Below are 24770 nucleotides of genomic sequence, written 5' to 3' on the forward strand. Positions count from 1 at the left end.
GGGAGCGGCACGAGGTGAAGTGAGGGCCGGCGCCCGTCACGCCCCCTTCGCCCGCAGGAAGCGGCGCAGCCGCGCCAGCGGCCAGGTGTTGATCACGTCCTCCGGCGTCAGCCAGCCGCGCTGGGCGATACCCACCCCGTAGCGCATGTTCGACAGGTCCGGCACCGAGTGCGCGTCGCTGTCCACGGCGAACTTCACGCCGTGGCCGCGGGCCCGCAGGATCAGCTCGTCCGGCAGGTCGAGCCGGTTGGGGTGCGCGTTGACCTCCAGCGCCGTGCCCGTACGGGCGCAGGCCGCGAAGACCGCGTCCCAGTCGGCGTCGACCGCCGGCCGCTTGCCGGCCTTGCGGGTGGTGGGGTGGCCGATGACGTGCACGTGCGGGTTCTCCACGGCCGCGAGGAAGCGCCGGGTCATCTCGTCCCTGGGCTGGGTGAAGTGCGAGTGCACCGAGGCCACGCACACGTCGAACGTCTCCAGGAACTCGCCCGGCCAGTCGACCGAGCCGTCCGGCGCGATGTTCAGCTCCGTGCCGTGCAGCAGCCGCAGCCCGCCCCTGCGCCGCCGCGAGCGCGCGTCCAGCTCCGCCACCCGCTCGCGCTGGGCGAGCATCTTCTCCTTCGTCATGCGCTGCATGCGCAGCTCGGGAGCGTGGTCGGTGATCGCGTAGTAGGCGTAGCCGCGCTGCCGGGCGGCCTCCACCATCGCCTCCAGCGTGTCGATGCCGTCGGTGAGGTCGGTGTGGGTGTGCAGGTCGCCGCGCAGGTCGTCCTCCGCCACCAGCTCCGGCAGCTCGCCGCGGGCCGCGGCCTCGATCTCGCCGCGGTCCTCGCGCAGCGGCGGCGGGATCCAGGGCAGGCCGAGGCGGGCGTAGACGTCCTCTTCCGTGGTGACCCGGATGCGGCGCCCGCTGCGGGCGTGGAAGAGCCCGTACTCCGACAGCTTCAGCTTCTTGCGCACCGCGATCTCGCGCAGGCGGATGTTGTGCTGCTTGGACCCGGTGAAGTACTGGAGTGCCGCGCCCCACGCGCCCGGCGGTACGACCCGCAGGTCGACCTGGACGCCGCCGGTGGTGCGGATGCTCGTCTTCGTCTCGCCGGTGCCGATGACCTCGCCGACCAGCGGCAGCCCGGTGAACGCCGCCATCAGCGGCGCGGAGTCCGCGGCGGCGGCGAGCACGTCGAGGTCGCCGGCGGTCCCGCGGCGCCGGCGCAGCGAGCCCGCGTACGCGCAGCGCTCGCAGCCCGCCACCGCGGACAGTCCGGCGACGATGTCGTCGGCCAGGGCCAGCGCCGTGTCGACGGGGATCCGGCCGGTGGCCGAGCGCAGCAGGTCGATGCCGTGGAGCAGCTTCTCCTCGCTCTTCGGCCCGAAGCCCTTCAGGCCGCGCAGCCGGTGCTCGCCGATCGCCGCGGCCAGCTCGTCGACGGAGGCCACGCCCAGCTCCTCGTACAGGGTCAGCGCGCGCTTGGGGCCGAGGGCGGGGATCGCGATCAGCTCCCGCACCCCGGCCGGGATCCGGGCGCGGGCCTCCTCGACGGCCGCCACCCGGCCCGTACGCAGGTACTCGCCGACCTTGCCGGCGATGGAGGCGCCCACTCCGGGGATGGCCTTCAGCTCCTTGGCGTCCAGCCCGGCGACGTCGGCGGAGTGGTTGCCGACCGCGCGGGCGGCACGCTCGTAGGCGCGCGCCTTGAAGGCGTCGCCGCCGGTGATGGACAGCAGGTCGGCGTACTCCTGAAGGAGCGCGGCGACCTCCTCGTTGGACGCCACCTCGGTCAACTCGGTCCACGTCGCGGGCTGTGCGGGTACGGAACGCTGTGCGGGTACCGGACAGGGCACGGAAGCGGGCCCGGCGCGGGTACGCCGGCGGGCCGGCCGCCCGGCGGGACTCCCGTGCCGACAAGCATGCCGCCGATCGCCGCCCGCCGCCGCACGAGCGCTGCACGCACCCCCCGCGGGGGCCGGGAAAACCGCTGGCGTGACACGTGCGCGGCTGCATACGCTTTCAGCGCACCGCATGACCGGATTCGACCAGGGAGGTGAGGGCCATGACCGAAGCCGTCAGGGGCGCAGTCCCCGCAGGACAGCCGCACGCCCGCTCCTTTCCGAAGGGTCGCTCCGTTGACACACTTCCCCGCACCCCGCCCGCTCACCGCGTACGGCTGGGATGAGGCCGCCGCCGACGCCTTCGCGTCGTACGAGTCCGAAGGGCTGATTCCCGCCCGTATCGCACGGGTGGACCGCGGCTCCTGCATCGCCCTCACCGACGCGGGTCCCGTCCGCGCCACCACCGCCCGCCTCGCCGCCGCAGACCGCGCCGCCGGCCGCACGGCCGACCTCACCCGGCTGCCCTGCACCGGCGACTGGGCCGCGCTCGAAGGAGGCGAGCACCCCGCCGTACGCGCCCTGCTGCCGCGCCGCACGGCCTTCCTGCGCTCGGCGTCGTCCAAGCGCTCCGAGGGCCAGGTCATCGCCGCCAACGTCGACCACGCGGTCATCGCCGTCTCGCTGGCGGCGGCGCGCGCCGCCGACATCGAACCGGCGCGCCTGGAGCGGCTGCTGTCCCTCGCCTGGTCCAGCGGCGCACAGCCGCTGATCGCCCTCACCAAGGCCGACCTGGTCGAGGACCCCGTCGTCCTCGGCCACCTCGTCGCCGACACCGAGGAGGTCGCGCCGGGCACCGTCGTCCTCGCGGTCAGCGCCGCCACCGGCGCCGGCGTCCCGCAGTTGGCCGCCGCCCTGTCCACCGGCACGTCCGTCCTGCTCGGCGCCTCCGGCGCCGGGAAGTCCACGCTCGCCAACACCCTGCTGGGCGAGGACGCCCAGCAGGTCCACGACGTACGCGACGCGGACGGCAAGGGCCGCCACACCACCGTCACCCGCGACCTGCTGCCCCTGCCCGGCGGCGGCGTCCTCATCGACACCCCGGGCCTGCGCGGCGTCGGCATGTGGGAGGCCGACGACGGCCTCGGCCGGGTCTTCGCCGAGATCGAGGAACTGGCCGAGCAATGCCGCTTCCACGACTGCACCCACACAGCCGAGCCGGGCTGCGCGGTCGTCGCGGCGCTGGACCACGGCGACCTGCACCCCCGCCGCCTGGACAGCTACCGCAAGCTCCAGCGCGAGAACGTCCGCATCGCGGCCCGCACCGACCTGCGGCTCCAGGCGGACCGGCGCCGCGAGTGGAAGCGCCGCGACGCGGAGGGCCGCGAGGCCCGGGCGCGCAAGGGCAGGGCCTGAGGGCCGGGGGCGGTTCAGGGGGACCGGTCGGCGCACCAGCCGCGCTCGCGGGCGTACCAGCCGAGTTGCAGCCGCGTGTGCACGCCGGCGATCTCCATCAGGCGCTTCACCCGCCGCTGTACGGTCCGCAGCCCCAGGTCGAGCTGCTTGGCGGCGCTCGCGTCCGTGAGGCCCGCCAGCAGCAGGCCGAGGATCTGGAGGTCCACCGCGTCCGGGCCGTCCGGGGCCTGCTCGGCGACCGCCGCACCGCCCGTGGTCAGCCGCAGGGGCAGTGCCTGCCGCCACAGGCTCTCGAAGAGGCCCGTCAGCGACTCCAGCAGCCCGCTGGCGTGCACCACCAGCGCGGCGGGCTCGCCGGCCCCGGCGAACATCGGCACCATCGCCGTCGCCCCGTCCGCGATCACCAGCTTCGTCGGCACCACGTCCGCGACCCGCAGCTCCTCGTTCCGGCGCAGCGCCTCCGCCGCCTCGGCCACCGTGCCGGGGGCCAGCAGCCGGGAGCGTTCCAGCACGACCCGGAACCGTACGCCGCGGCCCGCCGCCTTCTCCTCCGCCGTGTTGTCCTGGCTGCGCACCGCCAGCGGCTCCCGCGTCACCAGCGCGCACACCTCCTGCTCGGCGCCGAGCTGGAGTTGGAGGAAGCGGTGCGCCACCGCGCCCGCGCCGGTGACCACTTCGACCAGGTCGTGGACGTCCGCCGGCTCACCGGCCTCCGCGCGGTACTCCTCCGCGAGCAGCGCCGCGGCCAGCTCCGCGCGCTCCAGTTCGTGCCGCTGCTGTATCAGCAGCGCCCCCAGCGCCACCGACGGCGGCGCCGCCACCCAGCGTCCCGGCCGCGCCGACGACTGCGCCGCCAGCCCGTGCTGTTCCAGCCGCCGCAGCGTCCGTACCGCCTCCGGCTCGGGCAGCGTCAACCGCCGCGCCAGCTCGGGGACGTCGGCGGCGCCGAGTGCCACCAGCGCGCGGTAGGCCGACTCCTGCACGTCGTCGAGTCCGATGGCACCGAGCACCTGCACATCCTGACCGTATGGGCGGGTCCGGTGGAAGGCCCGTGCCGTGATCTTGCCGGTCCGGCCAATGTTGCGACAGGTGGCGGGGAACAATAGGAGCATGGATCGCCAGGGGGAGACGGCGGGGGAACGCCGCACCGAGGACGAGTGGTGGCACGACCTGTACGAGGAGGGGGTGCCGGACACCGGGCCGCAGCGTGCCGGGGACACCCTCGACGACCGCTTTGCGTCGGTGGCCAGAGCGGTGGACGAGGAGCCGGACCCGGACCCGCCGGATCCGGCGGACCCGGACCCGGATCCGGGCCAGGGCCCTGACCCGTATCGCGACCCGGGCAAGGGCCGGGCCGGACCGCGGCGGGCGTCGCCGGCGGAGCCGTACGACCAGATGCAGGACCCCGACTACCCGCCGCCGGCGCCGCCTTCCGCCGCCGCGGGGGCGCCGTCGGTGGCAGGGGTACCGGGCTTCACGCAGCGCGCGGAGGCGGCACCGCCGGCCGCGGGGCGCGACTGGGCGGACGACGTGTTCGCGGGCCTGCGCGAGGACCGCGGGGACCCGCGGCGGGCCGGGCGCGCGTCCGCGCCGGAGCGCGAGACGGGGCCGGAGCGCGAGCCGGGGCCGTACGAACCGCCCCCGGCGGACGCGGCGTTGCCCGGTACACGGGATGCCGTAGAGCCGGCGCCGGCGGAGGCCGTGCCGCCCGGTCGGGGTGAGGCGGTGGAGTCGACCTCGGAGGCGGGGGCGGGGCTGCCGGGCTCGTGGGAGGCGGGTGAACCCGCCGCGGCGAATGCGGCGTTGCCGGATCCGCCGGAGGCCGGGAGGCCCGGCCCGGAGACCGCGCCGGCCGGTCTGGGCGACCTCGAACGTGCCCCGGTGAACACGGTGTTGCCCGGCTCACGGGAAGCCGTGGAGCCCGCGCCGGTTGAAGGCGTGCCGCCCGGCCCGCGGGCACCCGCGGAGCCCGCCGCGGCGGCACCGGCGCCACCGGCCCCGGCGCCCCGCCCGTCCGGCCACTCCGTGCCGCCTGCCGTGGCGGAGACCACCGAGCCCGGCCCCGACGACACCGCCCCCGCGGCACCCGCGTCCCCAATTTCCGCCGCGTCCCCAATTTCCGCGGAGACGCCGGAGCCCCGTGCCGGGTACGCGGTGCCGCCCGGCCCTGCGCCGGTGCCTCCTGCTCCCCAGGGACCGGCGGCGCCCGCCCCTGCGGAGCCGGCGGAGCCCGGTGCCGCGCGCGCGGAGTCGCCCGCCCCCGCTCCGGCCCGGCCGGCGGCCCCTGCTCCCGGGCAACCGGTGCCGCCCGCCCCTGCGGAGCCGGCGGAGTCCGGTGCCGGGTCGGCGGGGGCCCCCGCGCCGGTTCCTGCGCGGCCCACGGCGTCCGGTCCCGTGCCTCCCGCCTCCGCCCGGCCCGCGGCACCCGCGGCCTCCGGCGCGCCCGCTCCCGACACCATGCGGCTGCGGCACGTGTCCGCCACCGACACCCTCACCGACGCCGACTTCGGCGCCCGGAACGGTGGTTCCCTCTTCGGCGGCGGGCCGCCCACGTACGAGGCGGAGCCGACCGCGCTGCCCGAGGTGGCGCCCGGGGCGCTGGGGGAGCTGGTGCCCGACACCGTGCTCGACGGGGCGCGGTACGGGTCCTTCACCCTCCGGACCGCCGCCACCCGCGGCGACAGCCCCCGCTACCGCGGTGAGCAGCGCCGCGACGCGCTGCTCACCGCCCGCTTCGGCGGCGGGGACGACGCGCTGGTGTTCGTCGCCGTCGCCACCGGTGCCCGCGGCGTGCCCCGTACGGACCGGGCGGCCGACTCGCTCGTGCGGTGGCTGGGCGAGGCCGTCGGCCGGAGCCGGGCGCGGCTGTCCGAGGACATACGGACCGGGCGCCGGGCCGCCCTGAAGGCCGGTCTGCACCGGCTCACCGGGCGCACGTACGGGCTGATGCGCGCGCAGGCCGAGGAGTTCGGCGTGGATCCCGCCGGGTACACCGCCCGGCTGCGCTGCCTGCTGCTGTCCACCGACCCCGACTGCCGTACCCGGGTGTTCTTCGGCACCGGCCCCGGCGGCCTCTTCCGGCTCCGCGGCGACGAGTGGCAGGACCTGGAGCCCGCCCCGCCGGCCGACGGAGGGGGTCGGGAAGCGGCCGGCCGGGACGAGGCGGCAGAAGCCGGGCCGCCCGCAGATCCCCGGCTCACCGTCGACCTCGGCGGCCGGCCGCAGCACCCCGCCCTCGCCGGTCCTCCGCCGCCCGGGTTCGGCGCGCTCGTCGACACCCCGGATCCCGGCGAGCCGGCGCCGTTCGCGTTCCGGGCGTCCGAGGGCAAGCCCGGTGACGTGCTGCTGCTGTGCAGCCCCGGGTTCGCCGAGCCGCTGCGCGGGGCGCCCGGGCTGGCGGCGGAGCTGGCACAGCGGTGGCGCGGCGAGCAGGCGCCGCCCGGGCTCGCGGCGTTCCTCGCGGACGTCCAACTGCGCGCCAAGGGCTTCGCGGACGACCGCACCGCCGCCGCCCTCTGGGAGAGCTGAGCGGAGGGGCCCGGCGGCGCCGGGCCCCTCCCTTCCTCACCGTACGGGCCGCATCCTCAGCGTCAGGATCTGGAACGGGCGCAGTCGCAGCGCCACGCCGCCGGCCGGCTCCCATGTGGCGTCCGACGAGTCGAGCGGGCGCTCCAGCAGGTCCGTCACCTGCACCTCCGACACCGCGAACGACGTCGTCAGCGTCCCCGACGCCCGCCCGCCGCGCGACTCGTACACGCGGACCACCACATCCCCGCTGCGGTCCTCCGCCGCCTTCACCGACTCGACCGTGATCGCCGGGTCGCTCACCGACACCAGCGGCTCCCGCGCCGCCGTACGGGCCGTGCGCAGCGGCAGGTTGAGCGCCAGGCCCTCGGCCACCGCCGCGCCGACGTCCGCGCCCGGCAGCAGCGCGTACCGGTAGCGGTGGACGCCGAGGTCCGTCTCCGGGTCCGGGAACTTCGGCGCCCGCAGGATCGTCAGCCGCACCGTCGTGCCCAGGCCCTCCGCGTGCGCCTCCCGCGTCACGTCGTGGCCGTACGTGGCGTCGTTGAGCACGGCCACGCCGTACCCCGGCTCGCCCACGTGCAGCCAGCGGTGCGCGCAGATCTCGAACTTCGCCGCGTCCCAGCTCGTGTTGGCGTGCGTCGGCCGGTGCACGTGCCCGAACTGGATCTCGGACGTGGACCGGTCCGCGTGCACGTCCAGCGGGAACGCGGCCTTGAGGACCTTCTCCTCCTCCCGCCAGTCGACCTCGGTGGTGAAGTCCACCCGCCCGCTGTCCGCCGCCAGGCCGATGTCCTGCATGATCCGCGACCGGCCGACGGTACGCACCACGCGCACGGCCGCGCGCAGCGGCCCCGACTCGGTGACCTCCACCGACTCCGCGTCCACGAGGTCGGTGCGGGTGCGCCGGTAGAACTTGTCGATGTCCCAGGCGTCCCACTGGTTGGGGTGGTCGGGGTGGAGCTGGAGCAGGTTGGCGCGGGCGCCGGGCGCCAGCACCTCGCGGCCGGCGGCCAGGTCGCGTACGGAGGTCAGCAGCCCGTCGCCGTCGACGACGACCCGCAGCAGCCCGTTGTCGAGCACCACCCCGCCACCCTCGGCAACCGCCGTCACCCCGGCGCCGGCCGCGGTGCCCGCCGTACCGGCGCCCAGGCCCGGCGCGTTCACCCGCGCCAGCGACCGGCCGTCGCCGAGCGGCTGCGTCACCGCGTCCCGCGGCAGCGCCCCGGCCTCACCGGCGGCCAGCTCCACGACCTCGCCCCGCTCGTACGGCGAGGCGTTCAGCACCGCGACCCCGTCGCCGCCGAGCGCGGCCACCGCCGCCGCCGTGATGCCCTCCAGCTCCTCCCGCACCGCCGCGTACGTCTGCGCCGCCTCCCGGTGCACCCAGGCGATCGACGACCCCGGCAGGATGTCGTGGAACTGGTGCAGCAGCACCGTCTTCCAGATGCGGTCCAGCTCGTCGTACGGGTATGCGTACGCCGGATCCGCCAGCGCCGCCGCCGTCGCCCACAGCTCCGCCTCGCGCAGCAGGTGCTCGCTGCGCCGGTTGCCGCGCTTGGTGTCGGCCTGGCTGGTGTACGTGCCGCGGTGGAACTCCAGGTACAGCTCCCCGGACCACACCGGCGCCGCCGCCCCGTACTCCTCCTCCGCCGCCGCGAAGAACTCCGCGGGCGGGGCCACCTCCACCCGGGGCGAGCCCTCCAGCGACCGCAGCCGGCGCGCCTTCTCCAGCATCTCCCGCGTCGGCCCGCCGCCCCCGTCGCCGTACCCGAACGGCACCAGCGACATGCTCGCCCGCCCCTTGTCGGCGAAGTTGCGCTCGGCGAGGGAGAGTTCCGCGGCGTGCATGGTGGCGTTGTACGTGTCGACGGGCGGGAAGTGGGTGAAGACCCGGGTGCCGTCGATGCCCTCCCACCAGAAGGTGTGGTGCGGCATCTTGTTGGTCTGGTTCCACGACAGCTTCTGGGTGAGGAACCACCGGATCCCCGCCAGCCGCGCGAGCTGCGGGAACGCCGCGGTGTAGCCGAAGGAGTCCGGCAGCCACACCTCCCGGGTGTCCACGCCGAACTCCTCGGCGAAGAACCGCTTGCCGTGGACGAGCTGGCGCGCGAGCGCCTCGCCGCCCGGCATGTTGGCGTCCGACTCCACCCACATCGAGCCGACCGGCACGAACTGGCCGGTGCGCACGGCGGCCCGGATGCGCTCGTAGATGTGCGGCTGGTTCTGCTTGACCCAGGCGTACTGCTGGGCCTGCGAGCAGGCGAAGACCAGCTCCGGGTAGTCGCCGGACAGCGCCAGCTCGGTGACGTTCGCGAACGTCCGGGACGCCTTGCGCACCGTCTCGCGCAGCGGCCACAGCCAGGCGGAGTCGATGTGCGCGTGGCCGGTGGCGAACGCCCGGTGGGCGCTGGCCGCCGCGGGCTGCGCCAGCGCCGGGGCCAGCACCGCGCGGGCGGCCTCGGCCGTGCCGGGCACGTCGTGCAGGTCGAGCACGTCGAGCATGCGGTCCAGGGTGTGCAGGAGGTCGTGGCGCCGGCCGCGGTCCGCCGGCAGCTCGTGCATCAGCTCCGACAGCACCTCGATGTCGAGGATCAGGTGCCACACCTCCTCGTTGAGCACGGCGAGGTCGGCGGCGCGGAAGGTGTACAGCGGCGCATCGCCCGCGGTGCGCACCTCGCCGAGCAGGGTGGGCGTGAAGTCCTGGAGCACCGCGGGGTTCGCGGCGGCCTCCAGCAGCAGCCGTACGGGCTCGCCGCCGGCCGCCGGGGAGGCGATCGGCACATGGCGGTTGCGCGGGTGTACGCCCTTCACGGGCACACCGGCCGCGTCGTACACGAGCCCCTCGGCCTGGAACCCGGGCATCTCGGTGCCGAACCCGGGGTCGATCACTGCCTCGACCCGCCGTCCCGCCCAGCCGGTGGGCACGCTGCCGGTCAGCCGGAACCAACTGGTCGACCACGGCGGCCCCCAGCGGGTGCCGACGGCAAAGGGCTCGTACTCCTCCGGGGGAACCTTCAGGGCCTCGTCCGCCGGCACCGGCTCGCCCGGGCGGTGCCACACCGACAGCTCCAGGGGGACGCGTTCGGTGTACTGGGCGGGTCGGATGAACTGGCGCAGCGCGCGGTCCAGCCGGCCCTCTGCCAGCAGTCGGTCGTCGTGCATCGCGGCTCCTCACAGTCGTCGCTGTGATCTGCCTAACCTGCGCGTGGCCGACCGGGCAAGAGGACCCACCACCTCGATCGTCTCGGGAGTCCCGTCAGCGGAGCTGGTTCTCCATCGCCGTGATCTTCTGCTCCAGGGTGTCGAGCGGGGAGGCCAGCTCGTCGTCCCGGCCGGCCGACGCGGCGCCGCCGGGCCTTGCGGCAGCGGGCCCGGCAGGCTGCCCGCCGCCGACCGCGGGCCGGTTCTCCCGCGCACTCTCCCGCGCGTTCTCCCGTGCCGGACGCGACCGCAGCGGCAGGTGCGCCGACTCCGTGACCGGCTCCGGCGTCAGCGCCACCGGCGCCTCGGCGCGCGCGGCGGTCAGCTCGCCGGGGGCCAGCGCGCGGTGGTGCTTGCCGAGGGCCTTGAGCCTGGCCCGCTCCAGCCGGGCCTGCTCGCGCTCCTCGGCCCGCCGCCGGGCCTCGTCCCTGCTGTCCTGGCGCACCTCGTCGACGGCCTCGTCCAGGGTGCGTACGCCTTCGAGGAGCATCAGCGACCACGCCCTGAACGTCTCCCGCGGCGCCCGCAGCCAGCGGACGAACCGGATCTGCGGCAGCGGCCGGGGAACGAGGCCCTGCTCGCGCAGCGCCGCCCGGCGGGTCTGCTTCAGCGCCCGGTCGAAGAGCACCGCCGCCGACAGCGACATGCCGGCGAAGAACTGCGGCGCACCCGCGTGCCCGGAGCCGCGCGGCGCGTGCACCCAGTTGAACCAGGCCGCCGCGCCCGCGAAGGTCCACACCAGCAGCCGGGAGCCGAGCGCCGCGTCGCCGTTGCTGGCCTCGCGGACGGCGATGACCGAGCAGAACATCGCCGCGCCGTCCAGCCCGAAGGGGACCAGGTACTCCCAGCCGTCGGACAGGCCCAGGTTCTGCCGGCCGAAGCCGACCAGGCCGTGGAAGGAGAGCGCGGCGGCGACGGCGGCGCAGCAGAAGAGCAGGACGTACGCGAGCGTGCCGTACATCGCCTCCTTGCGGCGGCGGCGCTGCTCACCGGCCTCCCAGGTGTCCGCGGCCTCGTCGGCCTTCTGCCGGCCGCGCACCACCACGGCAATGGCGGCGAGCACGCCGAGCAGCAGCACGGCGGCCGGGAGGGCCCAGCTCAGCGGTATCCCGTTGAATCCCATCGGATGTCCCTTGCCTCGCCGGACGACTGGTAGCTCGGGCACCGATACTCGGCTGGATTGCACCGCGATTCCGGAGGAAACGAAATCAGCCACTCAAAGGGGTGGCTTACGGGCTAAGTGCTTGCGACGAGACGGGCGACGCGCTCCGTGTCGCAGGTACGCGGGCAGGTGACGCAGGTGTCGTCGGGGCGCAGCGTGTAGTACATGCAGCAGCTCGCCCGGTCCCGGGTGGCCAGGGGCTGCCCCGCGGGCCCGGTGAGGGTGCGGAAGGCGGCGCCGCCGGCGTACGGGGCGGTGGCCGGCCCGTCGCCCGGCAGCAGCAGCGCGGTCTCGGCCATCGCGCGCTCCTCCTCGCCCAGCAGGTCGCCCAGGTACCACAGGCCCTCGACGATCTCGTCCGTCGCCATCCCCCACAGGGCGCGCGGCCCGCGGCGCATCCGCGGCCCGAACGCGGCGAGCACCGGCTCCAGATGGCCGGCCACGGCCGCCCGCACCTCGGCGCGCAGCGCCTCCTCGCCGGCCACCACGCGGGCGCCGGGCAGGCCGGCGGCCGGGTCGTCCGGCAGGCAGGCGAAGCCGCTGCCGCGCACGGCGACGCGGGTGCGGCTGCCGTCGGCGCTGCGGTGCAGCGCCACGGCGTCGAGGGGGAGGCGGGGCACGCGGCGCAGCAGGAACCAGGGGAGCGTGACCAGCAGGCAGGCGGACCAGGCGTAGCGGTGCAGGCCGAAGCTGGCGACGACGTCCGGGCGGGCGTCCTGCCCGTACGTGCCGCGGACCTGCTCGGCGTCCCAGGCGAGGAAGTCGTCCAGGGCCCGGCCGCCGGCGGCGAGGTCCGCGGCGGTCACCCAGCCGGGAGCGGCGGGCAGCGGGTCCGCGGGGCCGAGTTCGGTGACGGCCAGGAAGGGCAGGACCTCGGAGAGCCGGGTGTACGCCGCGGTGACCGGGGTGCCGGTGAGCCGGGCGCGCGCGGTCTCGGCGCCGTCGAGCGGCTGGGGCACTGCGGGTGCGGACATCGGTGCGGTGACCACCCTGGGCTCGGCGGGGCGTGGCGTGTTCTCGACCCGTCGGCGGGTTGAGGTAAGCCTAACCTTAACCGGCTTGATCGGGGAGGAGGCAAGGGGCGCCGGGTTACCGTGGGGCACGAGCGTCGCCTAAGGTGCGAACTTCCGTCGCGAACCGGGAGAAACAGTGGAGGACGCGCCGCACACGCCGGCGGTGCCGGGCCGACTCCGCGCCCCGGCCCGGGTGCGCAGGCACTCCGTACGCGGCCAGGTGCTCGACGCGCTGCGCGCCGCGGTCCTCGACGGCGGACTGCGGCCCGGCGAGGTGTACTCCGCGCCCGCGCTCGGCGAGCGGTACGGAGTCTCGGCGACGCCGGTGCGCGAGGCGATGCAGCAACTCGCCGCGGAGGGCGCGGTGGAGATACTCCCCAACCGCGGCTTCCGGGTGCTCGCCCCCAGCGCGCGCGACCTGGCCGAGCTGGCGGAGGTGCGCGCGCTGCTGCTCGTACCGCTGCTGCACCGGCTGGCGGCCGGGGTGCCGCCGGAGCGGTGGGTGGCGCTGAGCCGGCTGGCCGCGGACGACGCGGAGTTCCACGAGGCGCTGGTGGCGCTCTCCGGCAACCTCCAACTGGTCCGCGTCGCGGGCGAGCTGCGGGCCAGGGCGCGGCCCCCGGCGGCGCCGCAGGCCCGCCGGCAGGCGCTGGTCGACGCGCTGGCGGCGGGGGACACGGCGGCGGCGGAGGCGGTGCTGCGGGAGCTGCTCGGCGCGCCGGAGCGGGCCTGAGGGGGCGTACGACGGCAACCGGCGTGCCGTACGCCCCGGTCGCCCGCGTCCCCGCCCGCTACGCTCCTCCGAGCGGCTGCGCGCGCAGCCAGGCCAGCGACGCCACCCGGTGCTCGTTCCCGCCGCCCTCGTGGCCGTTCCACGGGTAGACCTCGATGTCCTTCGGCCCGGCCCAGTGGTTGTACGACGCGAAGACCGTCGACGGCGGGCACACCTCGTCCATCAGCGCCACCGAGTACAGCGCCGGGACGCGGGCCCGGGCGGCGAAGTTGAGCCCGTCGAAGTACGACAGCGTCCGGAACACCCGCTCGTCCGCGCCGCGCTGGGTGGCCAGGTACAGGACCAGCTCCTGGTACGGGTCCCGGTCGGTGATCGTGACGGCCCGGCGGAAGTGGTTGAGGAACGGCACGTCGATCATCGCGGCCCGCACCCCCGGGTGCAGCCCGGCGACCGCCGTCGCGATCGCCCCGCCCTGGCTGCCGCCGCTGACCGCGATCCGCCCGCCGTCCACCCCCGGGTGCGCGGCGGCGGCGTCGACGGCGCGCACGGCGTCGGTGAAGACGCGGCGGTAGTAGTACTCCTCCGGGTCGAGCACGCCGCGCGTCATGAAGCCGGGGGTCTGCGCGTTGCCCGTGCCGTACGGGTCGGGGGTGGAGCCGGCGTTGTCGCGGTGGGCGGCGCCCTGGCCGCGGGTGTCGACGACGAAGACGGCGCGGCCGGCGGCGGGCCAGAGCAGGTGGTCGTGCGGCAGCCCGCGCCCGCCGCCGTAGCCGATGTAGTGCATGACGCAGGGCACGGGCCCGTCGTCGCCGCGGGGCAGGACGAGCCAGGCGGAGATCCGGTGGCCGCCCCAGCCGGCGAAGGTCACGTCGTGCACGTCGACCGCCGTGAGGTCCGTCGGGTACGGGCGGAACTCCGGCGCCGGGCCGGCCGTCGCGGACTCCGCCTCGGCCAGGGTGCGCGTCCAGAAGTCGTCGAAGTCGGCGGGCTCCTCGCGCTCGGGGCGGTACTCGCGCAGGTCGGCGAGGGGGAGGTCGAACAGGGCCATGCGGATGCTCCAGTCGGTCGTGGCGGCAGTGCGGGTGCGGGTGCGGGCGCGTGCTGGTGCGGCCGGGCGGGTGCGGGGGAGCGGGCGTGGGGGAAACGTCCGGCGCGGACGGGGCGTAACGGGGGGTGACGGGCGTAGCGGCGCGAGGGCCGTGCTCAGCGTGGCGGGGGCGGGCCCGTGGACGCGCGCACCGTCAGCGTCGTGGCCAGCTCCACCTGCTCTGGCTGCGCCGCGCCGCCCTCGGTGTGCACCCGCAGCATCCGGAAGGCCGTCGCCGCCATCGCCTCCAGCGGCTGGACGACGGTGGTCAGCGGCGGCGCCGCCCACGCGGCGACCGGGGTGTCGTCGAACCCGGTGACGCTCACGTCCGCCGGCGCCCGCAGCCCCCGTTCGGCCAGGGCCTGGAGCACGCCGAACGCCTGCCCGTCGTTCGCCGCGACCACCGCCGTCGGCGGCTCGGGCAGGTCCAGCAGCGCCAGCGCCCCGGCCCGGCCGTCGGGCGCGAAGAAGTCGGCATAGTGGATCAGCTCGTCCGCGACCGGCAGCCCGGCCTCCAGCAGCGCGGCGCGGTAGCCGTCGAAGCGGGCGCGGGCGGACCAGATCCGCAGCGGCCCGGTGAGCGTGGCGATGCGGCGGTGGCCCAGCTCGATGAGGTGGCGGGTCGCGGCGAGGCCGCCCTGCCAGTTCGTGCAGCCCACGGAGCGAACGCCCGCGCCCGGTTCGGCCGGCGGGTCGATGGCGACCAGCGGGATGCGCTTGGCCGCCAGCCGCGCGCGGGTCTCCGGCGCCGGCACCTGGTGGACGAGCAGGACGCCGTCGCTGCCGCGCGCCATGATGCGCTCCAGGGTGTGGCGCAGGACGGCGGCGCTGTCGGGCACGCTGTCGATGACGATCCGGCAGTCGGCCTCGGCGCCGGCCTCGACCGCGCCGGTGACCAGCGCGTCCGCCCACGGGCTGTTGAGGCTGCCGATGACCAGGTCGACGACGCCGGAGCCGCGGGACGGCCGGTACCCGTGGTCGGCGAGGAGCCGGGCGATCCGCTCGCGAGTGGCGGGGGCGACGTCGGTGCGGGCGTGCAGGACCTTGGAGACGGTCGACACCGAGACACCGGCGCGGGCGGCGATATCGCTGAGGGTGGCTTGTTCGGGAGGCATGGGCACGTCCTTTTCGAAAAACTTCGGCCAGCCTGCAAGTCGACTTCCGACCCTGTCAAGGGTGTTGACGGAGGTCGGCCTGCCTTCTAGCGTCCATGAGCAAGCGAAAAATTGTCGAAAACGAAGACGGAGGAGACCATGAGCCCGACCCTGGGCGTGCAGCTCTACACCGTTCGCGACGAGATCGCCGCCGACCGCCCCGCCACCTTCGCCGCGCTGGCCGGCTTCGGCTACCGCGAGGTCGAGTGCTACGACGTGCTGACCGACCCCGAGGCGCTGCGGGCCGACCTGGACGCGGCGGGCCTCGCGGCCGGCTCGGTGCACGCGCACGTGCTCGCCGGCCCCGAGCAGGCCGAGGCCGCCTTCCGGGGCGCGCGCACCGTCGGCGCCGACACCGTCTTCGTGCCGTACCAGCCGCCGGAGCGGTTCGCCGACGCCGACGGGGTACGCGCCGTGGCCGGCGAGCTGGCCGAGGCCGCGAAGCGGGCCGCCGGGCACGACCTCGCGCTCGGCTACCACAACCACGAGTTCGAGCTGGCCCAGCACGTCGGCGGCGTCCCCGCGCTGGAGGTGCTGGCCGACCTGCTCGACGGCCTCGACGCCGCGGTGCAGTTCGAGGTGGACACGTACTGGGCGGCGGTCGGCGGGCAGGACGTGCCCGCGCTGCTCGGCCGGCTCGGCGAGCGCGTCACGCACCTGCACGTCAAGGACGGGCCCGTCACCAAGGACGACCCGATGACCGCGGTCGGCGCCGGCCGGATGCCCGTGGAGGCCGTGCTCGCCGCCGGTGCGCACGCCCGCCGGCACATCGTCGAACTCGACGCCTGCGCCACCGACATGCTCACCGCCGTCCGCGAGAGCTTCGACTGGCTGGAGGGGAAGCGCCGATGACCGCCAGGGAACCCCTCGGTGTCGCCGTGGTCGGCTGCGGCACGATCAGCGACCAGTACCTGACGAACCTCACCGCCTTCCCGGACCTGCGCGTGCTGTTCTGCGCGGACCTCGACCCGGAGCGTGCCGCGGCACAGGCCGCCGCCTACGGCGTACCGGCGCACGGCACCACCTCGGACGCCCTCGCCCACCCCGGCGTCGAGCTGGTCGTCAACCTCACCGTCCCCGCCGCCCACCACGACGTCGCGGCCGCGGCCATCGACGCCGGCAAGCACGTGTGGAACGAGAAGCCGCTGACCCTCGACCCCGCCACCGGCGCCGACCTGGTCGACCGCGCAGCCAAGGCCGGCGTGCGGCTCGGCTGCGCCCCGGACACCTTCCTCGGCGCCGGGCTCCAGACGGCGCGCCGGCTTGTCGACGAGGGCGCGATCGGGGTGCCGCTGAGCGGTCTTGCGCTGATGCAGACCCCGGGCCCGGAGTCGTGGCACCCCAGCCCCGAGTTCCTGTTCCTGCGCGGCGCCGGGCCGCTGTTCGACGTGGGCCCGTACTACCTGACGTGCCTGGCGACGCTCTTCGGGCCGGTCGAGCGGGTCGCCGCGGTGGCGCGCCGGGCGCGCGAGACCCGGGTGATCGGCTCCGGGCCGAAGGCCGGCACGGAGTTCGCGGTCGAGGTGCCCACGCACGTCGCGGCGCTCCTCGACTACGCCGCGGGGCAGAGCGCGTCGCTGGTGGTCAGCTTCGACTCCCCGCTGAACCGGCAGGGCTTCGTGGAGATCACCGGCACCGAGGCCACCCTCGCGCTGCCCGACCCCAACCGCTTCGACGGCTCCCTGCGGCTGCGCCCCACGGGCTCGGCGGAGTGGACGGAGATCGAGGCCGAGGGTGCGACCGCCGGGCGCGGCATGGGCGCGCTCGACATGGCCCGCGCGCTTGCCGCCGACGAGCCGCACCGCGCCTCCGGCGAGCTGGCGCAGCACGTGCTGGAGACCATGGCGGCGGTCGAGAAGTCCGCGCGCGACGGGGAGTTCGTGTCCGTCGGGGGCGCCGGCTTCACCGTGCCGGCGGCGCTGCCGGCCCACTGGGATCCGGGCGTACCGATGCGTTGACGTCCCGTCGCGGCGCGGGCACACTCCGGAACCATGGCTGAGAAAGCGCTTTCTAGACGTGGTTTGCTGGCCGCCGGCGGCGCGGGTCTCGCGCTGCCCGTCCTGGGCTCGGGGGCGTACGCCGCCGCCGCGGGCCGCGGCCCCGTCCGGGCCGACCTGGTGGTCTACGGCGGCACCTCGGCCGGCGTGATCGCCGCCGTGCAGATGCGCCGGATGGGCGGCACCGCCGTGGTGCTGGAGCCCACCCGGCACATCGGCGGCCTCACCACCAGCGGCCTCGGCGCCACCGACACCGGCAACACCTCCGCCATCGGCGGCCTGGCCCTGGAGTTCTACCGCCGCGTGTACGCCAAGTACCACGGCACGCCCGTCACCGACGACTCCCCGGCCCGCTACACCTTCGAACCGCACGTCGCCTCCGCGGTCTTCGCCGACCTGCTCGCCGAGCACGACGTGCCCGTGGTGCTCGACGCCCGGCTGCGCTCCGTCGAGCGCCGCGGCGGCCGGATCCACCGCCTCGTCACCGACGACGGCCGGGCGTACGAGGGCGGGGTGTTCCTGGACGCGACGTACGAGGGCGACCTGCTGGCCCGCGCCGGCGTCGGCTTCACCACCGGCCGGGAGGGCAACGCCGCGTACGACGAGACGCTCAACGGCGTCCAGCACCGCGACAAGCACCAGTTCGTCCACCCCGTCGACCCCTACGTCACCCCCGGCAGCCCCGCCAGCGGCCTGCTGCCCGGGGTCTCGGCCGACCCGCTCGCGCCGAACGGCACGGCCGACGAGGCGATCCAGGCGTACTGCTTCCGCATGTGCCTGACCCAGGCCGGCGACCGCATCCCCTTCCCGAAGCCCTCCGGCTACGACCCGATGCGCTACGAACTGCTGCTGCGCTACGTCCGGGCCGGCTGGCGCGGGCCGTTCTACACCACCCACCAGATGGGCGGCGGCAAGACCGACTCCAACAACAACGGCGCGTTCTCCACCGACAACATCGGCCTCAACTTCGGCTATCCGACCGGCACCCACGCCGAGCGCGCCCGCATCCACGCCGAACACGTCGACTACCAGCAGGGCCTGATGTGGTTCCTGGCCAACGACCCGCGGCTGCCGGAGTCCGTGCGCGCGCAGACCGCCGCCTGGGGGCTGCCGCGCGACGAGTTCACCGACCACGGCGGCTGGCCGCCGCTGCTGTACATCCGCGAGGCGCGCCGCATGGTCTCCGCGTACGTCATGACCGAGCACGACTGCCGCGGCACGGTGCGCGCCGCGGACTCCGTGGGCCTCGCCTCGTACACGATGGACTCGCACAACTGCCGCCGCCTCGTCGTGGGCGGCGTGGCGCGCAACGAGGGCGACGTGCAGGTCGGGGTACCGGCACCGTACGGGATCAGCTACCGCTCGCTCACGCCGAAGCGCGAGCAGTGCACCAACCTGCTGGTGCCCGTCGCGCTGTCCGCCTCGCACATCGCGTACGGATCGATCCGGATGGAGCCGGTCTTCATGATCCTCGCGCAGTCGGCGGCGACCGCCGCGCGGATGGCGCTCGACGGCGGCGGCGTGGTGCAGCAGGTGCCGGTCGCGGCCCTCCAGGCGCGGCTGAGCGCGGACGGGCAGTTGCTCCAGTGGCCGCCGGCCGAGCCCGGCGAGATCGTCGTCGACAACGCCTCCGCCACCGGCGTCACCTCCGCCGGCACCTGGCTGACCAGCACGTCGACCTCCGGCTACTACGGCCCGGACTACGTCCACGACGACAACGCCGGCAAAGGGACGGCCTGGGTCCGCTTCCGGCCGGAGCTGCCGGACGGCGGCGCCTGGGACGTCGCCCTGTGGTGGACCGCCTACAGCAACAGGGCGACGAACGTGCCGGTGGACGTCGAGCACGCCGGCGGCACCCAGACGTACACCGTCGACCAGCGCTCGGGCGGCGGGAAGTGGGTGGTCCTGGGGCGGCACACGTTCGTGGCGGGGACGGCGGGGAGCGTGCGGATACGCAACGACGACACCGACGGCCACGTGATCGCGGACGCGGTGCGCTTCACCCCGGCGGGGTAGCGGCAGCCGCCGGCCGGAGCCCTGGTCACCGCGCGCGGGTGCCGGTCAGCGGGACCACGCCGGTGCCCACGTGCCGGCGGTGTCCCGTGGCGCGTGCCGCGGGCGGGCGGCGGCGAGGTGGTCGCGCAGCAGGGCGAGCGCGGGGTGCGTGTTGTCGGCGTGCCAGTGCAGCAGGTGCGGGTAGACCGGCGTCGGGCCGCGGAGCGGGATGCGGCACAGGTCGTGGTTGACCGGCCAGACCAGCGGGGTCCGCTCGCTGAGGAAGGTCCCCACGGTCGCGGACTCGGCGATGGTGTCCAGGAGGCTCTCGATGCCGAAGTCGGGGCCGACCGCGTCGATGCCGACGCCGAACTCGGCGGCCATCTCGTCGTAGTACGCGGTCCACTCGGTGCCCGGCGCGTTGCCGGGCATCCAGATCCGGCGCCCGGCGAGCTGCGCGGGGGTCACCGAGCGGGCGCCGGCGAACTCGTGCGCGGGGCCGGTGACGAGCTGGAGCGGCTCGTACAGCACGGGCGCGGTGGCGATGCCGTCGGGCAGCCGGCGGCCGGGCGGCGGCAGGGCGCGGAAGGTCGCGTCGACGGTGCCGTCGCGCACGGCGTCCACGGCCGGCGCGCCGCCGTAGACGGTGACGACGTCCAGCTCCACGTCCGGGTGGGCGCGGTGGAAGTCGCGCAGCAGCCCGGCGGTCGCGACCCGCCGCCCGACCACGTCCACGCGCAGCGCCCGGCTCCCGGGCCGCACGGAGGCCGCCGCCCGCTCCGCGGTCCGCAGCAGGGCACGGGCGTGGGGCAGGAACGCCTGGCCGTCGATGGTGAGCTTCGCCCCGCGCGCGGTACGGGTGAACAGCCGCACGCCGAGGCTCTTCTCCAGCCCGGCGATGCGCTTGGAGACGGCCTGCTGGGTCAGCATCAGCTCGGCCGCCGCCTCCTGGAACTGGCCGGTGTCGGCGGCGGCGACGAAGGTGCGTACGGCATCGAGGTCCACGCCCGGCAACCCTAGCCGCAGCCGCTACGCGACCCGGCCCCCGTCCGAGGCCCCGCCGCCCCCGTCCGCGTACGCGCCGAGCCCCGGCGTCCGCGGCGGCACCGCCGTGGACTGGATGATCGAGGTCGTCGTCTGGCCGTGCAGCAGGAAGCGGTCGAGCACCTCCTCGAAGGTATCGAGGTCGCTCGCGTGCACCTTGAGCAGGAAGCAGTCCTCGCCGGTGATCCGGTGGCACTCGCTGACCTGCGGCAGGCTCCGCGCCAGCGTCGCGATCCGCGGCAACTGCCCGGGCCCCGGCCGCACCCGGACGAACGCCGCCACCGGGTAGCCCAGCGCCGCCGGGTCGACGTCGAGGCGGTAGCCGCGGATCACCCCGGACTCCTCCAGCCGCCGCACCCGCTCCCGGGCGGTGGGCACGGACACGCCGGTGCGCCGGGCCAGCTCGGCCGTGGACAGCCGGGGATCGGCGTCGAGTTCGGTGAGGATCGAGCGGTCGAGTGCGTCCACGGCTTCACCTTCGCACAGCGGGCGCCCGTTTCGTACCCCGGAGCGGAAAGCGATCGGCGCGGAGGCTTTCCGGTTCGCCATGGCCCGCTGGAGCGGACATTGCGACGATTTCACCGTGGCCGACTCCCTTTCCCGCAGCCCCGCCGGCGCCTCCGGCGACACCCCTGCCGCCGCCTCCGGCGGCCGGTTCGCCCTGGCCGCCGAGCGCGTGCCGCCGCCGGCGTTCCTCGTCTCCTCCGCGGTCTTCCACTACCTGGGCCCGGCGTGCGCCGTCCTGCTCTTCGCCCGCCTCGACGTCCTCGCCGTCACCTGGCTGCGGATCGCCTCGGCGGCGCTGGTCTTCGCCGTCTGGCGGCGGCCCTGGCGCGACTGGCGGGCCGCGACGCCGTACCAGCGGAAGCTGCTGGTGGCGATGGGCGCCGTCCTCGCCACCATGAACGGCACGTTCTACCTGGCCCTGGAGCGGCTGCCGCTGGGGACGGTCGGCGCGGTGGAGTTCCTGGGGCCCGTGGTGCTGGCCGCGGCGGGCGTACGGACCCGGCGGAACGTCGCCGCGCTGGCGCTGGTGCTCGCGGGCGTCGCGCTGCTCACCGACGCGCACCTCGTCGCCGAACCGCTCGGGCTCGCGCTGGCGTTCGGCAACTGCGCGCTGTTCGTGCTCTACGTCGTCCTCGGCCACCGGCTCGCGGCCGACGGCGGCGCGTCGGGCGTGGGGCGGCTCGGCGCCGCGATGCTGGTGGCGGCGGTGGTCGCGGCGCCGGCGGGGATCGGGGAGGCGGCGGCGGTGGTGACGTCGCCGGTGCTGCTGGCGGCGGCGTTCGGGGTGGGGGTGTGCTCGTCGGTGATCCCCTACGTGTGCGACCAGCTCGCCATGGCGCGGGTGCCGCGGGCGACGTTCGCGCTGATGCTCTCGCTGCTGCCGGCGACGGCGGCGCTGATGGGCGTGGTCGTCCTCGGCCAGGTGCCGGGGGTGGCGGAGGCGGCGGGCATCGCGCTGGTCGTCGCGGGCGTCGCGGTGCACCGGGAGCGGGACGCGGCGGCGGGCGCGTAGGCGCGTACGCGAGGGCGCGTGTACGAGGGCGCGTACGCGAAAGCGTGTGGACGGCGAGCGGAAGACGGCCGGAAAACGACTGTCCCTACGGCCCGGACACCCCCCGCACCGCCCCCGGCCGACGGAACCCCCTGCCCGGCGTCAGCCCTCCGCCGCCGGGACCCGCCGCGGCTCCTCGCCCAACTGCTCCGCCAGCCACGCCGGCACCCCGTCCAGCAGCCGCACCAGACGCGTCGCCTCCGCCCGCAGCCGGCCCGCCTCGGGCTCCGGCTCGACGTCGGCCAGCGCCATCAGCGCCGGCGCCGTACCGATCAGGTAGCCCACCTCCTCGCGCAGCCGCAGCGACTCGCGGAAGCCGTGCCGCGCATCCGCGAGGTCGCCGTCGTCGGCCGAGAGCGAGGCCAGGTGGCGCCAGGTGAACGAGCACAGCAGCAGGTCGCCCTGCTCCAGCGCGCCCGCGTGGGCGCGGCGGAACGCCGCCAGCGCGGCCGTCGCGTTCTTCGTCAGGTGCTGGGCGACCAGGCCGCGCCGGAAGTCCAGCATCGGCCGGTGCGGCGACGTCGGCGCCAGCAGCGCGGCGGCGCGGCCCAGCGCCGCGCGGGCCTCGTCGGAGCGGTCGCGCTCCTGGAACAGGGTGGAGGCGTACGCGAGATAGCCCCGCTCGCACGCCGTGACGCCGCGGTTCTCCCCGTCGACCGACAGCGCCTCCGCGTTGCGCACCGCGTCCTCGGCGCGGTCCCAGCCCGCCGCGGTGAACATGCACTGCTCGACGAGCAGCGCCGCGCGCCGCCGCGCCGCCTCGGCGTCGGTCCCGGCGTCGTCGTCGAGGAGCGCCGCGGCGTCGTCCCAGCAGCCGCGCGAGCGCAGCCGCCAGATCGCCCGCTCCAGCGGATCCTCCGACATCGCCGATTCCGACCGTGCCATGGCGGTATCCGCCACTTTTGCCTCCCCAACGCGCCGTCGAGCCAAGGAACAACGCAGCCCAGTGTGAGTCGAATCTCAGCACGAAGTCTGCCCTGGGCCAAGGGCTCGCGTGAACGACTTCACAAGATCTTGGCCAACGGGTTGCCGCGGGCCCGAACGCGGCGCGCGCGAACGCGCCGCGCGGACGGCGGCGTTCAGCTCATGCGCAGGGCGAGGAAGAAGTCGAGCTTGTCCTCCAGCCGCGCCAGGTCCCGGCCGGTGAGCTGCTCGATCCGGCCCACCCGGTAGCGCAGCGTGTTGACGTGCAGGTGGAGGCGGGCCGCGCAGCGGGTCCAGGAGCCGTCGCAGTCGAGGAACGCCTCCAGCGTCTCCACCAGCTCCGCCCGGTGGCGGTGGTCGTACGCGCGCAGCGGGTCCAGCAGCCGGGCCGTGAACGCGCGGCGTACGTCGTCGGGGACGAAGGGCAGCAGCAGCACGTGCGAGGCCAGCTCCTCGTGGCCCGCCGCGCACACGCTGCCCGGCCGGGCGGCGGCGACCCGGCGGGCGTGCCGGGCCTCCTCCAGGGCGCCGCGCAGCCCCTCCGAGGAGTGCACCGCGGCGCTGATGCCGAGCGTGAGCCTGCCGTCGCCGGCCAGCCCCCGGGCCAGCGGCTCCCGTACGGCGGCCAGCAGCGCCGCGGCGCGCAGCCCCCCGTCGTCGGCCGGCGCCCCCGGGCCGCCGCCGGGCCGCCCGCCCGCGGCGCTCTCGGCGGCGCCTTTGCGGGGCCGGCCGCCCGCCGCGCCCCCGGCGCCGCCCGCGCGGGCCGGGTCCGCCGCGCCCGCCGCGCCCGCCGGGTCCGCCGGGTCCGGCCTTGCCGCCACGTCCGCCCGCGGCGCCCGCGCGGGCAGCGGCACCAGCGCCACCGCCTCGTCGCCGGTGTGCGCCACCGCGATCCGCTCCCCGGGCCGCGCCCCCGCGGCCGGCGTCAGCCCGGCGAGCATCTCCTCCAGCATCGCCTGCGCCACCGGCCCGCCCGCGATCCCCGGCTGTCCCCCGGGGACCTCCCACTCGACCCGCGCCACCACCACCTGCCACTGCGGCGCCGCCCCGACCCCCGGCAGCAGCACGGGCACCGCCATCCGCAGCCGGGCCGCGATCTCCGCCGGCTGCGCGCCGGCCTGCACCAGCTCCAGCACCTCCTGCGCCAGCCGCCGCCGCACCGACCGCGCGGCGTCGCGCCGCTCCTGCTCCACGGCGATCAACTGCGTGACGCCGTGCAGCAGGTCCAGCCGCTCCGGCGGCCACTCCCCGGCGTCCGCCTCCACCGCCAGCAGCCAGTCCGACAGCACCGTCTCGCGCAGGTCCCGCCCGCCGCCGCCGATGGGGAACAGCGAGTACGTCACGCTCCCGCCCGCCGCCGGCAGCGTCGCCCGGTGCGGCCCCGGCCGGCCGCCGCGCAGCGCCCCGAGGTGCTCGCCGGCCAGCCGCGCCGCCACCTGCGCCGGCAGCGCCGGCGGCCGTCCGCCGGCCGCCCCGGACGCGGTGCCGGCGATCTGCCGGCCGGTGGGGGAGAGCACCCAGGCGCGCAGGTCCAGGTCCGAGCCGAGGAGGTCGAGCACCACTTCGGGGCCGCCGCCCGCGGGCCCGGACGACATCAGCCGCCGGTGCCGCTCGACGACGGCCGCCAGGTCGCCGGCCCGCTCGCCGGAGACCTGCCGTACGACGTGCTCGGTGATGGTGGCGAACGCGACGTCCTCGTCCACCGCGAAGAGCGGCAGCCGGTGCCGCGCGCACGCGCGCACCAGGTCCTCCGGCACCCCCGCCCCCGACAGCTCCGCCTCGCCCGCCGCGAGCCCGGCGACGCCGGCCGCGGCCAGGATCCGTACGAAGGGCTCCGAGTCCTGCGGGCCGTGCCGCCAGGCCAGCCCGGTGAGCACCAGTTCGCCGCCCGACAGATAGCGGCTGGGGTCCGTCAGGTCCGTGGTCATCACGCCCCGCACCGGGCGGTCCAGCTCGTCCGCGCCGCCGAGGAGCCTCAGGCCCAGCGCCTCGGAGTCCAGGAGTGCCCGCAGCCTCATGCGCGTTCCCTTGCTGTCGGTCGTGCGTCGGCAGGGCCGCCCGGTCGCGTACCCCGCCGGGCGGTCGTCGTGGGAGGTCCCGCAGGGAAAGGATGCCCCGGCCTTCGTTCGAAACT

General features: G+C 76.0%; 18 protein-coding genes. 7 read left to right on the top strand and 11 right to left on the bottom strand.

The window, feature by feature from the left end:
- Window positions 1-36: 36 nt before the first annotated feature.
- Window positions 37-1779, bottom strand: coding sequence for a DNA polymerase/3'-5' exonuclease PolX (gene polX, locus QBL21_RS11625; RefSeq protein WP_407562062.1), 1743 nt, complete (start codon window positions 1777-1779; stop codon window positions 37-39).
- Window positions 1780-2121: 342 nt separating this feature from the next.
- On the opposite strand from polX, the gene rsgA reads away from it, so the two are divergent.
- On the top strand, window positions 2122-3240 hold the full coding sequence (gene rsgA / locus QBL21_RS11630) for a ribosome small subunit-dependent GTPase A (RefSeq protein ID WP_407562063.1): 1119 nt from the start codon (window positions 2122-2124) through the stop codon (window positions 3238-3240).
- Window positions 3241-3254: 14 nt separating this feature from the next.
- Here rsgA and QBL21_RS11635 read toward each other — a convergent pair whose 3' ends face one another.
- The gene (locus tag QBL21_RS11635; protein WP_407566391.1) at window positions 3255-4250 is read right to left on the bottom strand and encodes a helix-turn-helix domain-containing protein; all 996 of its coding nucleotides are present in this window, start codon (window positions 4248-4250) and stop codon (window positions 3255-3257) included.
- 100 nt (window positions 4251-4350) lie between these two features.
- On the opposite strand from QBL21_RS11635, the gene QBL21_RS11640 reads away from it, so the two are divergent.
- Window positions 4351-6768 carry a protein phosphatase 2C domain-containing protein gene (locus QBL21_RS11640; protein ID WP_407562064.1) on the top strand — a complete coding sequence of 806 codons (2418 nt, stop codon included), beginning with the start codon at window positions 4351-4353 and terminating at the stop codon, window positions 6766-6768.
- Window positions 6769-6804: 36 nt separating this feature from the next.
- Here the strand turns inward: QBL21_RS11640 and QBL21_RS11645 are convergent, their stop codons facing one another.
- From QBL21_RS11645 to QBL21_RS11655, 3 genes are all read right to left on the bottom strand, one after another.
- On the bottom strand, window positions 6805-9930 hold the full coding sequence (locus QBL21_RS11645; protein WP_407562065.1) for an alpha-mannosidase: 3126 nt from the start codon (window positions 9928-9930) through the stop codon (window positions 6805-6807).
- A 94-nt stretch (window positions 9931-10024) separates the two neighbouring features.
- The gene (locus tag QBL21_RS11650) at window positions 10025-11092 is read right to left on the bottom strand and encodes a DUF2637 domain-containing protein (RefSeq protein WP_407562066.1); all 1068 of its coding nucleotides are present in this window, start codon (window positions 11090-11092) and stop codon (window positions 10025-10027) included.
- Between the two features lie 113 nt (window positions 11093-11205).
- Complete coding sequence (locus tag QBL21_RS11655; protein ID WP_407562067.1) at window positions 11206-12105, bottom strand: (2Fe-2S)-binding protein; 900 nt, start codon at window positions 12103-12105, stop codon at window positions 11206-11208.
- A gap of 175 nt (window positions 12106-12280) precedes the next feature.
- Between QBL21_RS11655 and QBL21_RS11660 the strand changes: the two genes are divergently transcribed.
- Window positions 12281-12877 carry a GntR family transcriptional regulator gene (locus QBL21_RS11660; protein ID WP_407562068.1) on the top strand — a complete coding sequence of 199 codons (597 nt, stop codon included), beginning with the start codon at window positions 12281-12283 and terminating at the stop codon, window positions 12875-12877.
- 58 nt (window positions 12878-12935) lie between these two features.
- Here QBL21_RS11660 and QBL21_RS11665 read toward each other — a convergent pair whose 3' ends face one another.
- A complete protein-coding gene (locus QBL21_RS11665; protein WP_407562069.1) occupies window positions 12936-13925 on the bottom strand; it encodes an acetylxylan esterase in 990 nt (329 codons plus the stop codon).
- A 155-nt stretch (window positions 13926-14080) separates the two neighbouring features.
- Complete coding sequence (locus QBL21_RS11670; RefSeq protein ID WP_407562070.1) at window positions 14081-15079, bottom strand: LacI family DNA-binding transcriptional regulator; 999 nt, start codon at window positions 15077-15079, stop codon at window positions 14081-14083.
- Window positions 15080-15217: 138 nt separating this feature from the next.
- Here QBL21_RS11670 and QBL21_RS11675 point away from each other — a divergent pair, with 138 nt between their 5' ends.
- The 3 genes from QBL21_RS11675 to QBL21_RS11685 are packed head-to-tail and all read left to right on the top strand — an operon-like array spanning window position 15218 to window position 19131.
- The gene (locus QBL21_RS11675; protein WP_407562071.1) at window positions 15218-15970 is read left to right on the top strand and encodes a sugar phosphate isomerase/epimerase family protein; all 753 of its coding nucleotides are present in this window, start codon (window positions 15218-15220) and stop codon (window positions 15968-15970) included.
- On the top strand, window positions 15967-17076 hold the full coding sequence (locus QBL21_RS11680; protein WP_407562072.1) for a Gfo/Idh/MocA family protein: 1110 nt from the start codon (window positions 15967-15969) through the stop codon (window positions 17074-17076). Before QBL21_RS11675 ends, QBL21_RS11680 begins: the two co-directional genes overlap by 4 nt.
- Before the next feature lie 33 nt (window positions 17077-17109).
- Window positions 17110-19131 (top strand): FAD-dependent oxidoreductase, encoded by a 2022-nt coding sequence (locus tag QBL21_RS11685; protein ID WP_407562073.1) that lies wholly within the window; start codon window positions 17110-17112, stop codon window positions 19129-19131.
- Window positions 19132-19176: 45 nt separating this feature from the next.
- Here QBL21_RS11685 and QBL21_RS11690 read toward each other — a convergent pair whose 3' ends face one another.
- On the bottom strand, window positions 19177-20115 hold the full coding sequence (locus tag QBL21_RS11690; protein ID WP_407562074.1) for a LysR family transcriptional regulator: 939 nt from the start codon (window positions 20113-20115) through the stop codon (window positions 19177-19179).
- A gap of 24 nt (window positions 20116-20139) precedes the next feature.
- On the bottom strand, window positions 20140-20622 hold the full coding sequence (locus tag QBL21_RS11695; protein WP_407562075.1) for an Lrp/AsnC family transcriptional regulator: 483 nt from the start codon (window positions 20620-20622) through the stop codon (window positions 20140-20142).
- Between the two features lie 115 nt (window positions 20623-20737).
- On the opposite strand from QBL21_RS11695, the gene QBL21_RS11700 reads away from it, so the two are divergent.
- The gene (locus QBL21_RS11700; RefSeq protein WP_407562076.1) at window positions 20738-21673 is read left to right on the top strand and encodes an EamA family transporter; all 936 of its coding nucleotides are present in this window, start codon (window positions 20738-20740) and stop codon (window positions 21671-21673) included.
- Between the two features lie 141 nt (window positions 21674-21814).
- Here QBL21_RS11700 and QBL21_RS11705 read toward each other — a convergent pair whose 3' ends face one another.
- Both QBL21_RS11705 and QBL21_RS11710 read right to left on the bottom strand, forming a co-directional pair.
- On the bottom strand, window positions 21815-22597 hold the full coding sequence (locus QBL21_RS11705; protein ID WP_407562077.1) for a hypothetical protein: 783 nt from the start codon (window positions 22595-22597) through the stop codon (window positions 21815-21817).
- 194 nt (window positions 22598-22791) lie between these two features.
- Entirely contained in the window at window positions 22792-24654 is a 1863-nt protein-coding gene (locus QBL21_RS11710; protein ID WP_407562078.1) for a PucR family transcriptional regulator, read from the bottom strand.
- Between the last annotated feature and the right edge of the window lie 116 nt (window positions 24655-24770).

Origin of the sequence: Streptomyces sp. 184, assembly GCF_045781775.1 — a bacterium.
Lineage (GTDB): Bacteria > Actinomycetota > Actinomycetes > Streptomycetales > Streptomycetaceae > Streptomyces.

Coding starts and splice junctions, on each gene's coding strand:
- QBL21_RS11640 (WP_407562064.1), top strand. CDS start 4,351: ATGGATCGCCAGGGGGAGACGGCGGGGGAACGCCGCACCGAGGACGAG.
- QBL21_RS11645 (WP_407562065.1), bottom strand. CDS start 9,930: ATGCACGACGACCGACTGCTGGCAGAGGGCCGGCTGGACCGCGCGCTG.
- QBL21_RS11650 (WP_407562066.1), bottom strand. CDS start 11,092: ATGGGATTCAACGGGATACCGCTGAGCTGGGCCCTCCCGGCCGCCGTG.
- QBL21_RS11655 (WP_407562067.1), bottom strand. CDS start 12,105: ATGTCCGCACCCGCAGTGCCCCAGCCGCTCGACGGCGCCGAGACCGCG.
- QBL21_RS11665 (WP_407562069.1), bottom strand. CDS start 13,925: ATGGCCCTGTTCGACCTCCCCCTCGCCGACCTGCGCGAGTACCGCCCC.
- QBL21_RS11670 (WP_407562070.1), bottom strand. CDS start 15,079: ATGCCTCCCGAACAAGCCACCCTCAGCGATATCGCCGCCCGCGCCGGT.
- QBL21_RS11675 (WP_407562071.1), top strand. CDS start 15,218: ATGAGCCCGACCCTGGGCGTGCAGCTCTACACCGTTCGCGACGAGATC.
- QBL21_RS11680 (WP_407562072.1), top strand. CDS start 15,967: ATGACCGCCAGGGAACCCCTCGGTGTCGCCGTGGTCGGCTGCGGCACG.
- QBL21_RS11685 (WP_407562073.1), top strand. CDS start 17,110: ATGGCTGAGAAAGCGCTTTCTAGACGTGGTTTGCTGGCCGCCGGCGGC.
- QBL21_RS11705 (WP_407562077.1), bottom strand. CDS start 22,597: ATGGCACGGTCGGAATCGGCGATGTCGGAGGATCCGCTGGAGCGGGCG.
- QBL21_RS11710 (WP_407562078.1), bottom strand. CDS start 24,654: ATGAGGCTGCGGGCACTCCTGGACTCCGAGGCGCTGGGCCTGAGGCTC.